This is a genomic window from Kitasatospora sp. NPDC096147 (genome assembly GCF_044763225.1).
In the GTDB taxonomy this organism is placed as follows: Bacteria; Actinomycetota; Actinomycetes; order Streptomycetales; family Streptomycetaceae; genus Kitasatospora.
The window spans coordinates 41,194-52,518 of the sequence record NZ_JBIWFX010000002.1 but is presented as its reverse complement, the minus strand read 5'-3'; the positions used below and the strand labels follow the sequence as shown (position 1 = coordinate 52,518).

Below are 11,325 nucleotides of genomic sequence, written 5' to 3'. Positions count from 1 at the left end.
CTGGAGGTTGAGGATCTCGGCCATGGTGGTTGTCTCCTTGGTGAGTTGGTGGTGGGGGGTGGGCGGGGTCAGATCGCCTCGGGCTCGCCCTGCGGGGCCGCGCAGTGGTTGGAGATGGTGCTCCACTCGTCGCGCTTCTCCTCGATGTCGGCGACGGAGAGGTTCTGGAGGTTGAGGATCTCGGCCATGGTGGTTGTCTCCTTGATGAGTTGGTGGTGGAGGGGCGAGGGGGATCAGACGGTCTCGGGCTCGCCCTGCGGGACGGCGCAGTAGTTGCTGATGGTGCTCCACGACTCCTGGTCGTCGTCGATGGCGACGGCGGACAGGTTCTGCAGCTCGAGGATCTCGGCCATGGGGGTGGCTCCTTCTGGGTGGTGGTGCTCGGCTCCGCGGACGGTCGTCCGGGAGAGTCGGTGGTCAGCCCGTGGGGCTGAGGTGCGCGGCGGGGCTCAGCCCGGGGAGGGCGAGCGGCGCGCCGGCGGCGGCGTGCAGGGCGAGCAGGACGCCGGCCGAACCGGTGGCCAGGTCGGTGGAGAGCCGGTAGAGCTGCTCCCCGGTGAAGGCCAGACCGCCGCCGTGCGGGACGGCGTGCCAGGACAGCCGTCGGACGTGACGCTCGATCAGCTCCTCGGTGCCCGGCCGGTCGCGGTGCTCGGTGAGCAGGGCCAGCAGACCGGCCCGGCCGGCGAACAGGTCGCCGTAGAGGGTGAATCCGGCCCGGGCCGCGTACAGGATGCCGTCCAGCGCGGTAGCGAACTCCTCGTCCGGCCGGTGCCGCAGGTAGCGTCCGAGGACCAGCCCGATGCCGCCGCTGCCGGTGCCCAGGTAGGGCAGCAGCCGGGTGCCGTCCTTGAGGTTCACCGCGCCCTCCTCGCTGGTGGCGCAGTGGGCGAGGTCGGCCCGCAGGGCGCGGGCGGCCAGCTCCAGCAGGGCCGGGTCGTCCTGGTGCCGGTAGCGCTCCAGGAAGTACGCGGCGGCTCCGCTCGGACCGGTCAGCAGCCCGGCGCCGGTCCAGGGCGCGTCCAGGGCGGCGGCCAACCGCTCGGTGACGGTGCGGAGTTCGTCCTCCAGGCCGCCGTCCCCGGTGGCCAGGGCCAGCTGGTGCAGGGCCAGGCCCACCCCGGCCAGGCCGGCCCGCAGGCCGGGGGTGGTGGGCCGCCCGGCCCGGGCGACGGCGTCCAGCGCCTGCTCGGTGTGCCCGAGCCGGTGCAGGGTGAGGGCCGCGCCGTGCAGCCCGTCGTACAGCCCGGGCCGGGGGTCGGTGGTGTGGCGGACGGCGCGCAGCAGCCAGGCGGTGTGCTCCTCGGCCACCGGGTGGCCGGTGGCGTCCAGGGCGTGCAGCACGCCCGCCGCGCCGTGCACCAGGGTGTAGCCGCCGTCCCGCAGGCCGGCCGGGTCGCCGGGGAAGAGTCGGTCGGCGCGGCCCGGGGTGGCGGCGGCGGTGATCGACCGGACCACGGCGGCCCGCAGCTCCTCGGCCGGGCCGTCGAACAACTCCGGTCCGCCGGCCGGGTGGTGGCCCGGCCGGCGCAGGCCGGTGCGGACCCGCTCGGTGTGCGCGGCCGGCACGGGGTAGAGCTCGGCCATCGCGTCGGCCAGCTCGTCCAGCTTGCCGGGGGCCAGGTCGAGCACCATGGTGATCGGCAGGAAGAGGGCCAGCCGGATCGCGTCCAGGCCGTAACGGTCGCGCTCGAAACCGGAGTTGACGTGCGGGGCGACGTAGCCGGGGCAGCCCATGGTCGGTGCCGGGTCGGTGCCGGGTCGGTGGGCCACCTCGAAGTCGACCAGGCAGATCCGTCCGTCGGGCCGGATCAGCACGTTGGCCGGGTGCAGGTCGCCGAAGGCCCAGCCGCGCTCGTGCACGGCGGTGACGGCCTGCTCCAGCTGGTCGATCAGGTCCAGGGCCCGGGCGGTGTACTCGGCCACCTGGGCCGCCGAGGGCTCGGGCCGGATCAGCGGGTTCTGCCGGGCCAGGAACTGCCGCAGGGTCTCGCCCTCGACGTACTCCTCGGCCAGGTAGTGGTGCTCCCAGACGGTGAACTCCCGGTACAGCTCCGGCACCCAGGGCAGCCCGGCCAGTGCGCGCAGCGCCTCGGCCTCCTGGTGCAGCCGGCCGACGGCGTCGGTGCCGGCGCCGTCCAGCCCGGCCAGCGGCCTGGCCTCGCGGAGCACCACCGCCCGCCCGCCGTCCTGCTCCCGGGCCAGGTAGACCCCGCCGCCGTTGGAGAAGTGCAGGGCACTCTCGACGTCGTAGGGCAGCGAGACGCCCTGGCCGGCCGCCGCGTCGGCCGCCAGCTGGGCGGCCACGAAGTCCGGCGGGGTGACCCACTCGGGCAGCTCGAAGCAGGGACCGCGCCGGTCCGGCACCAGGGTGCCGTCGGGCCGGGCCACGGCGAGCACCCGCTCGCCCCGCTCGTCGGTGCACCAGCGCTCGCGGAAGCCGCCGTGGCGCAGGTAGAGCGGCCCGTCCTGCCAGCGCAGGTCGCCGAGCACGTAGGGGCCCTGACGCCCCTTCAGCAGGGTGCCGAGTCCGTCCAGCGCCGAGCGCAGCTCCGCCTCGTCCACCGGGTAGACGGTGAGCAGCTTGCCGCTGCTGCCCCGGCGGGCGTACTTGCTGTTGTTCAGCAGGTGGGTGCGGTGGTCGGGCAGGTGCTTGTACGCCAGACCGGCGGCCAGGCACCATCCGCCGACCAGCTCGACCACCTCTTCGGCGCCGCCCGTGGTGGCGGAGACGTGGATCTTCCAGCCCTGGTCCGGCAGCGGCTTGCCGACCGGCGCCAGGCAGATCCAGGTGCGGCTCTCGTCCCGGAGCCAGCCCTCGGGAGCGGGGCGGTCACTGGCGGCGAACCGGCGGTCCTCGGTGCGTCCGGCGGGGTGGTCGTAGAAGTGCGGATCGGCCCCGGCATAGATGTGGTGGTTTCCCCTCACTGGTCCACCCCTTTCTCATCGGTCGGTCACGGTCGCGGTGCGAAGGTCATGCGGGCGGATGCTCCGTCAGTTGACGACCCAGTCCTGCCGGCCGCTCCGCCGGGAATTACCGAGAATGCTCTCGGGGCGGCCGGTGGGCTCGGGGGTGTCGGTCAGGAATCGCGGGTTCTCGGTCATTTCCTCGGATCCTTCCGGGAGGGTTTCGGCGGTCGGTGGTGGTCGGTGGTGGCCGGTCGGGCTCAGTGACCCCAGGTCACGTCGCCGAGCTGGGTGCTCGTGGGGGCCGGGGCCGGGGCGGGCGTCCCGTCGGCGCTGACCACGGCGCCGGGGGCGGCGGCCGGGCCGGGGATCGCGGTGGTACCGGCCAGGAATGCGGCGCCGAATGCGACGATTGCGGCGGCGGCGACCTTTGCGGCACGATTGGCGATCATTTCCCGCTCCTTTGTTGGAGGAACTTCCCCGGCGTTTCCGATTCGGCGGTTCTTCGTTCTACCCGGCCGATGCCCATAATCTGTCAGGTCGTCAGAACGGATGGAAGGGACTCCGGTTGGACGGATTCTGCCGTGGCACAATGCGTCCACCCCCGGCGCCGGCCAGCAGGCCGTCGTAGTAGGCCGGGACGAGGGCCGCGCCGCAGCTCAGCACCGTGAACGGGGCCAGTTCGGGGTGGGTGGCCAGCGCCCGGCGGCAGACCGCGAGGGCGGCGAGCTCGGCGAGGGCGAGGCCGGATGCGGTCAGGAAGAGGCCGACGGCCGGGCCGGAGGCGCCGTCCGGGCGGAGGGTGAGGTGCTCCAGGCCGTCGGCGGGCCGGGCGCAGCAGCGGAACAGCCCGGCGGCTCCGGGCGGCATCACCGACCGTGGCGGGGCATGGAGTTGGGCGAGCACGAGATACATGGCGCCGATCGTCCGACTCGGACAATCCACGACACAAGGTCCCAAGCTGGACGGTTCATGCCATTGCAGAAACCGTCCACGGCCCACTTCTGGTGGCATTACATTCCGTTTACTATCCGTTCATATCTTCCGACTTCTGGTGAGGGGTTGGCGCGGTGCTGGATGCGTTGGGGCTGGACGCCGAGGCCGAGCGGGTCTATCGGGCGATGCTGATGCATCCGCAGGAGGGGGTCCTCCAGCTCTCGGCCCGGCTCGGGCTGCCGGAGGCCGAACTGCGGGCGGGGCTCGACAGGTTGACCGATCTGGCGCTGGTCCGCCCGGCCACCCAGGAGGGGCCGGGCTACCTGGCGGTCAGTCCGGAGGCGGCCATGGAGATGCTGCTGGCCCGCCAGCAGGCCGACCTGGCGGCGCAGCAGTTGAGGATCGAGGCGTCCCGCGCGGCGGCGGCCCAGCTGATCGCCGAGTGCTCCTCGCTGCGCCCCCGGGCGGTCCAGCCGGACTCCGAGCAGCTGGTCGGCCCGGAGGAGATCCGGGCGGGTCTGGAGCGCTTCGCCTCGACGGTCCGTCAGGAGATCATGACCTTCGCGCCCGGCGGCGCCCACTCCGCCGAGGACCTGGAGGCCAGCAGGGCCCCGAACGGCGCACTGCTGGACCGGGGCGTCCGGATGCGCACCGTCTACCTGGACAGCGTCCGCAACCACCAGCCCACCCTGGACCACGTGGACTGGCTCAGCGGCCGGGGCGGGCAGGTCCGGACGGTGCCCACGCTGCCGATCCGGATGATCATCGCCGACCGATGTCAGGCCGTCCTGCCGATGGACACCGCCGACGCCCTGACCGGCGCGGTGGTGCTGCGCGGGGCCGGCACGGTGGCCGCGCTGTGCGCGCTCTTCGAGAGCGTCTGGGCCACCGCCACCCCGCTCGGCTCCGTCCCGATCCGGGACGGCAACGGCCTGCCGCCGCAGGAGGCCGAGACCCTCCGGCTGCTGGCGCAGGGCCTCACCGACGAGGCCATCGCCAAGCGGCTGGGCGTCTCCCCCCGCACCGCCCGCCGGGTGGCCGCCGATCTGATGGACCGTCTGGAGGCCCGCAGCCGCTTCGAGGCCGGCGTGCACGCGGTCCAGAACGGCTGGCTGCCGGCCTCCCGCTGACACCCGGCTCGCCCGGTTCTGCTGACCCCCGCTCCCGCTCGCCCCGCTCCGTGCCCTTCCACCACGACCCTCACCGCCCCGCTCCGGTGGCGCCGCGCCTCCCGGGCGGTGAGGGTGGGGCGCGGGGGCCGACTCTGGACGAGGAGAAGCGCGGATGGTCGCGGTGACGGAACCGTATGCGGTCGGGACGCCCTGCTGGGTGGACCTGGCCTCGCAGGACCAGCAGGCAGCCCTGGACTTCTACCGGGACCTGCTCGGCTGGCAGGGGCAGATCGGGCCGCCGGAGTTCGGCGGCTACGCGGTCTGCGAGCTGAACGGCCGGCCGGTGGCCGGACTGATGGGCCCGGTGCCGAGCGAGCCGGGTCAGCCGCCGATGCCGTCGAACTGGACCACCTACCTGGCCACCGACGACGCCGAGGCCACCCAGACCGCGATCGGCGACAACGGCGGCACGGTGCTCTTCCCGGCGATGGAGGTGGGCAGCATCGGCAAGATGCTGGTCGCCGCCGACCCGGCCGGGGCGGTGTTCGGGGTCTGGCAGCCGCTGGAGTTCCCGGGCGCGGGTGTCTGGGGCGAGGCCGGGGCGGTGGTCTGGAACGAGCTGCACACGCCGGCCCCCGATGCGGCGGGCGTGTTCTACAACGCGGTCTTCGGCGTCCACATCGCCCCGATGGAGCAGATGCCGGACTACCTCTCGTTCAACGTGAACGGCCGCAGCAGCGGCGGTGTCACCACCCTGGCGGAGGACCCGCCCGGCACGCCCCCGCACTGGCGCACCTACTTCGGGGTGGACGACACCGACTCCACCGTGGACGCGCTGGTCCGGGCCGGCGGCACCGTGCTGGAGCCGCCCGCCGACTACCCCTGGGGCCGCAACGCCCTGGTGCGGGACCGGGACGGCGCGGTCTTCGCCCTGCTCAAGCCCAACCCGATGTGACGGACCGCCAGGTCCGCACGGCCGCACCGGATGCCGCCCGTTCGCGACGCGCCAGAAGTACGGCGAATGGGCGGTATTCCGCGCGATCGGGGACAGACTGAAAGTCATGCTCGGACTCCCGGACCACATCCACGCGTTCCTGTTCGACCTCGACGGTGTGCTCACCCAGACCGCCAAGGTGCACGCGGTCGCCTGGAAGGACATGTTCGACGCCTTCCTGCGCGCCGAGGCGGACCGCACCGGCACCGCCTTCGTGCCCTTCGACCCGCACGCCGACTACGACACCTACGTGGACGGCCGCCCGCGACTCGACGGCACCCGGACCTTCCTGGCCGCCCGGGGCATCACCCTCCCCGAGGGCACCCCGGACGACCCGCCCGGCACCCGGACGGTGGCCGGGCTCGGCAACGCCAAGAACGAGACCGTGCTCCGGCTGATCCGCGAGCAGGGGGTGCAGCCGTACGAGGGCTCGGTGGCCTACCTGCACCGGCTGGCCGAGCTCGGCCTGCCCCGTGCGGTGGTCTCCTCCAGCGCCAACTGCCGGGACGTGCTGAAGGCGGCCGGCATCGACGGCCTGTTCGACGTGGTGGTGGACGGCCTGGTCGCGCAGCGGGACCACCTGCCGGGCAAACCGGCCCCGGACACCTTCCTGGCCGCCGCCGAGGCGCTCGGTACCGAGCCGGGCCGGGCCGCCGTCTTCGAGGACGCGCTGGCCGGGGTGGCGGCCGGCCGGGCCGGAGGTTTCGGTGCCGTGGTCGGGGTGAACCGCACGGGGCAGGCCGGGGCGCTGCGCGAGCACGGCGCCGACCTGGTGGTGGACGACCTGGCCGAGCTGATCCCCGCTCAGGAGGAGGAGACCGGATGACCGCGCAGCCGAGCAGCAGCTTCACCGTGGACCCCTGGGGGGTCCTGGAGACCGGCCTCGACCTGGCCTCGATGGCCCGCTCGGAGTCGGTCTTCGCCCTCTCCAACGGGCACATCGGCCTGCGCGCCAACCTGGACGAGGGTGAGCCGCACGGCCTGCCCGGCACCTACCTGAACGGCGTCTTCGAGCTCCGCCCGCTGCCCTACGCGGAGGGCGGCTACGGCTACCCCGAATCCGGCCAGAGCGTCATCAACGTCACCAACGGCAAGATCATCCGGCTGCTGGTGGACGACGAGCCCTTCGACCTCCGGTACGGCGAACTCCGGCACCACCAGCGCCGGTTGGACTTCCGGGACGGGCTGCTCCGGCGCGAGGCGGAGTGGACCTCGCCGGCCGGCCGGACGGTCAAGGTGGTCTCCACCCGGCTGGTCTCGCTCACCCAGCGGGCGGTCGCCTCGGTGGACTACCGGGTCACTGCCGTGGACGGCCCGGTGCGGATCGTGCTGCAGTCCGAGCTGGTGGCGAACGAGCAGCTGCCCGGCGGCCAGGAGGCCGACCCACGGGCCGCCGCCGTCCTGGAGGCCCCGCTGCTGGCCGAGGCCGCGCAGGCCGGCGGCACCAAGGCGGTGCTGGTGCACCGCACCCGGTACAGCGGCCTGCGGGTGGCAGTCGGCATGGACCACGTGATCGAGGGCCCGGACGGCTTCGACGTCACCGGGGAGAGCGACGCCGACCAGGCCCGGATCAGCGTCACCACGGTGCTGAAGCCCGGCGAGGAGCTGCGGCTCACCAAGTTCACCGCCTACGGCTGGTCCGCGACCCGCTCGCTGCCCGCCGTCCGGGATCAGGTGGAGGCCGCGCTGACCGCCGCGCGGTACACCGGCTGGGACGGCCTGGTGGCCGAACAGAAGGACTACCTCCAGGAGTTCTGGGAGACCAGTGACGTCCAGATCGACGGCGACGTGGAGCTCCAGCAGGCCGTCCGGTTCGGCCTCTTCCACGTGCTCCAGGCCGGTGCCCGGAGCGAGGAACGGGCCATCCCCGCCAAGGGGTTGACCGGCCCCGGCTACGACGGCCACAGCTTCTGGGACACCGAGACCTTCGTGCTGCCGGTACTCACCTACTGCCTGCCCGAGGCGGTCAAGCAGGCGCTCCGCTGGCGGCACACCACGCTGCCGCTGGCCCGCGATCGGGCGGCCCAACTCGGCCTGGCCGGCGCGGTGTTCCCCTGGCGGACGATCCGGGGCGAGGAGTGCTCCGGGTACTGGCCGGCCGGCACCGCCGCGTTCCACATCGGCGCCGACATCGCCGCCGCCGTGGTCCGCTACGTCCGGGCCACCGGGGACGTGGAGTTCGAGCGCACCCACGGCCTCGAACTGCTGGTGGAGACCGCCCGGATGTGGCGCTCGCTCGGCCACCACGACGCGGCCGGGAGGTTCCGGATCGAGGGCGTCACCGGCCCCGACGAGTACAGCGCGGTGGCCGACAACAACGTCTTCACCAACCTGATGGCGCAGACCAACCTGCGGGCCGCCGCCGAGGCCGCAGGCCGGCACCGGCCGGAGGCCGCCGCGCTCGGGGTGGGCACCGAGGAGACCGCCGCCTGGCGGGACGCCGCCCGGGCGATGTTCATCCCCTACGACGAGAAGCTCGGCGTGCACCCGCAGGCCGACGGCTTCACCGACCACCAGTACTGGGACTTCGAGGCCACCCCGGCGGAGAAGTACCCGCTGCTGCTGCACTACCCGTACTTCGACCTGTACCGGAAGCAGGTGGTCAAGCAGGCCGACCTGGTGCTGGCCATGCAGGTGCGCGGGGACGCCTTCACCGACGAGCAGAAGGCCCGCAACTTCGCCTACTACGAGCGCCTGACGGTCCGTGATTCCTCGCTCTCCGCCTGCACCCAGGCGGTGATCGCGGCCGAGGTGGGTCAGCTCGACCTGGCCTACGACTACACCGCCGAAGCCGCCCTGATGGACCTGCACGACCTCGGCGGCAACACCAGGGACGGCCTGCACATGGCCTCGCTGGCCGGCGCCTGCCTGGCCCTGGTGGCCGGCTTCGGTGGCCTGCGGGACCACACCGAGCAGCTCTCCTTCCGCCCCCGGCTGCCCGCCGGTCTGAGCCGGCTGGCCTTCGCCCTGGTGGTCCGGGGCAATCTGCTGCACGTCGAGATCACCCACACCCGCACCACCTACACCCTGCGCCGGGGCGGTCCGATGACCGTCCTGCACGACGGCGAGCCGCTCCGGGTCGAGGCCGGACGCCCCGCCTCCCGCCCGATGACCACCCCCGAGCCGGTCGAGCGCTGCATCCAGCCCCCCGGCCGCGAACCGGCCCGCCGCCAGCAGAGCCCCGGCCCGGCGGTCGGCAGCGGGGTCGACTCCTCCGCCCACCTCGCGGCCGAGTAGCCGTCGTTCCGTCGTCCTACGAGAGCAGGTGAGCCCGATGGGCAGCAGCGTGGCCGAGCAGATGGTGGAGGTGCTCCGGGAGGCCGGGGTGCAGCGGGTCTACGGGGTGGTGGGCGACAGCCTCAACCCGGTGGTGGACGCGATCCGCCGCACCGACGGCATCGACTGGGTGCACGTCCGGAACGAGGAGGCCGGTGCCTTCGCGGCAGCGGCCGAGGCCGAACTGACGGGCCGTCTGGCGGTCTGCGCCGGCTCCTGCGGCCCGGGCAGCGTGCACCTCGCCCAGGGCCTGTACGACGCTCAGCGCAGCGGTCTGCCGGTGCTCGCGCTGGCCTCGCACATCCCGTCCTCGCAGATCGGCACCGGCTTCTTCCAGGAGACCCACCCCGAGCGGACATTCACCGACTGCAGCAGCTGGTGCGAGCTGGTCTCCACCCCGGCCCAGCTGCCCCGGCTGCTGCGGATCGGCATCCAGCACGCCCTCGGCTCGCCCGGCGTCTCGGTGCTGGTCTTCCCCGGCGACGTGGCCGCACTCCCCGCCGCCCACCCGACCGGCACCGGCCACTACCTGACGGAGCGGGCGGTGGCCGCCCCGCCGTGGTCCCAGGTGCAGGAGCTGGCACGGCGGTTGAACGGGGCCCGGAAGGTCGCCGTGTTCGCGGGAGCGGGCGTGCGCGGCGCGCACGGTGAGGTGATGGAGCTGGCCGGGCGGGTGCTGGCCCCGGTCGGCCACTCGCTGCGCGGCAAGGAGTGGATCCAGTACGACAACCCGTACGACGTCGGGATGAGCGGCCTGCTCGGCTACGGCGCCTGCCACCAGGCCCTGCACGAGGCCGACCTGGTGCTGCTGCTCGGCACCGACTTCCCGTACGACTCCTTCCTGCCGGGCCGCGACACGGTGCAGGTCGACCACGACGCCACCCGGCTCGGCCGCCGCACCCCGCTCGAACTGGCGGTGCACGGCGACGTGGCGGCCACCCTGCGGGCGGTGCTCCCGCTGCTGGAGCAGAAGACCGACCGGGCCTTCCTGGACGACCTGCTCGACCGGCACTGCAAGGCGCTGGAAGAGGTGGTCGGCGCCTACACGAAGAAGATCGAGAAGCACCTGCCGATCCACCCCGAGTACGTCGCCTCGGTGCTCGACGAACTCGCCGACGAGGACGCGGTGTTCACCGTCGACACCGGAATGAACAACGTCTGGGCCGCCCGCTACCTGAGCCCGAACGGACGGCGCCGGGTGATCGGCTCGTTCCTGCACGGCTCGATGGCGAACGCGCTGCCGCACGCGATCGGGGCCCAACTGGCCGCCCCCGGACGGCAGGTGGTCGCGATGGCGGGGGACGGCGGGCTCGGCATGCTGCTCGGGGAGCTGCTGACCCTGGCCAAGTACGACCTGCCGGTGAAGACGGTGGTGTTCAACAACGGGGCGCTCGGGATGATCAAGCTGGAGATGCTGGTCAGCGGCTACCCCGAGACCGAGACCGACAACGGCGACGTCGACTACGCGGCGATCGCCCGGGCAGCGGGCCTGCAGGCGATGCGGGTGACCGATCCGGCCAAGGTCCGGGAGGTGCTGGCCGAGGCGTTCGCCCGTCCGGGCCCGGTCCTGGTCGACGTGGTGACCGACCCCAACGCGCTCTCCATCCCGCCGCACATCACCGCCGCCCAGCTCAAGGGCTTCGCCCTGGCGGCCGGCAAGACGGTGCTCTCCGGCGGCGTCGGCCGGATGGTCGACCTGGCCCGGAGCAACCTGCGGAACATCCCGAGGCCGTAGGCAGCCCCGCCCTCCGGCAGGGCAGCGCCCCGGTCCTCGGCAGACCCTCCGGCAGGGCTTTCGGCAGGGCTTTCGGCTGAGCCTTCGGCAGGGCAGTGCCCCAGGGGCGCGAGGAACTGCGCGGATGCGGAAGGCGGCCGGGGGTTCGATCGGGGCAGGCGGGCCGGTTGCACGTGCTGCCGTTGCCCGGGCCGTAGGCTGTGTCGCCCTTCGGCAGGGCAGCGCCGCAGGGGCGCGAGGAACTGCGCGGATGCGGAAGGCGGCCGAGGGTTCGATCGGGGCAAGTGGGCCGGTTGCACGTGCTGCCGTTCCCCCGCGCGCAGTTCCTCGCGCCCCTGCGGGGCGCTTCCCATCCTGCGAAGCGT

10 protein-coding genes are annotated in these 11,325 nt (G+C 73.3%); 5 read left to right on the top strand and 5 right to left on the bottom strand.

Annotated elements, in window-relative coordinates:
• Positions 1 to 68: 68 nt before the first annotated feature.
• The 5 genes from ACIRBX_RS05725 to ACIRBX_RS05705 form a co-directional block, all read right to left on the bottom strand.
• Positions 69 to 188: a class III lanthipeptide gene (locus ACIRBX_RS05725; protein WP_402293945.1), complete on the bottom strand. Its 120-nt coding sequence runs from the start codon at positions 186 to 188 to the stop codon at positions 69 to 71.
• Positions 189 to 233: 45 nt separating this feature from the next.
• Positions 234 to 353 (bottom strand): class III lanthipeptide, encoded by a 120-nt coding sequence (locus tag ACIRBX_RS05720; RefSeq protein WP_402293944.1) that lies wholly within the window; start codon positions 351 to 353, stop codon positions 234 to 236.
• 64 nt (positions 354 to 417) lie between these two features.
• Positions 418 to 2,928 carry a class III lanthionine synthetase LanKC gene (gene lanKC / locus ACIRBX_RS05715; RefSeq protein WP_402293943.1) on the bottom strand — a complete coding sequence of 837 codons (2,511 nt, stop codon included), beginning with the start codon at positions 2,926 to 2,928 and terminating at the stop codon, positions 418 to 420.
• Positions 2,929 to 3,167: 239 nt separating this feature from the next.
• The gene (locus ACIRBX_RS05710) at positions 3,168 to 3,359 is read right to left on the bottom strand and encodes a hypothetical protein (protein ID WP_402293942.1); all 192 of its coding nucleotides are present in this window, start codon (positions 3,357 to 3,359) and stop codon (positions 3,168 to 3,170) included.
• A gap of 91 nt (positions 3,360 to 3,450) precedes the next feature.
• Entirely contained in the window at positions 3,451 to 3,822 is a 372-nt protein-coding gene (locus tag ACIRBX_RS05705; RefSeq protein ID WP_402293941.1) for a hypothetical protein, read from the bottom strand.
• 155 nt (positions 3,823 to 3,977) lie between these two features.
• Here ACIRBX_RS05705 and ACIRBX_RS05700 point away from each other — a divergent pair, with 155 nt between their 5' ends.
• The 5 genes from ACIRBX_RS05700 (at position 3,978) to ACIRBX_RS05680 (ending at position 10,960) form a co-directional block, all read left to right on the top strand.
• Positions 3,978 to 4,973 (top strand): LuxR C-terminal-related transcriptional regulator, encoded by a 996-nt coding sequence (locus ACIRBX_RS05700; protein WP_402293940.1) that lies wholly within the window; start codon positions 3,978 to 3,980, stop codon positions 4,971 to 4,973.
• Positions 4,974 to 5,127: 154 nt separating this feature from the next.
• Complete coding sequence (locus ACIRBX_RS05695) at positions 5,128 to 5,910, top strand: VOC family protein (protein WP_402293939.1); 783 nt, start codon at positions 5,128 to 5,130, stop codon at positions 5,908 to 5,910.
• 106 nt (positions 5,911 to 6,016) lie between these two features.
• Entirely contained in the window at positions 6,017 to 6,775 is a 759-nt protein-coding gene (locus tag ACIRBX_RS05690; protein ID WP_402293938.1) for an HAD family hydrolase, read from the top strand.
• Positions 6,772 to 9,186, top strand: a complete 2,415-nt coding sequence (locus ACIRBX_RS05685; RefSeq protein WP_402293937.1) for a glycoside hydrolase family 65 protein — start codon at positions 6,772 to 6,774, stop codon at positions 9,184 to 9,186. Before ACIRBX_RS05690 ends, ACIRBX_RS05685 begins: the two co-directional genes overlap by 4 nt.
• Positions 9,187 to 9,223: 37 nt before the next feature.
• Positions 9,224 to 10,960 (top strand): pyruvate dehydrogenase, encoded by a 1,737-nt coding sequence (locus ACIRBX_RS05680; protein ID WP_402293936.1) that lies wholly within the window; start codon positions 9,224 to 9,226, stop codon positions 10,958 to 10,960.
• Positions 10,961 to 11,325: the final 365 nt, after the last annotated feature.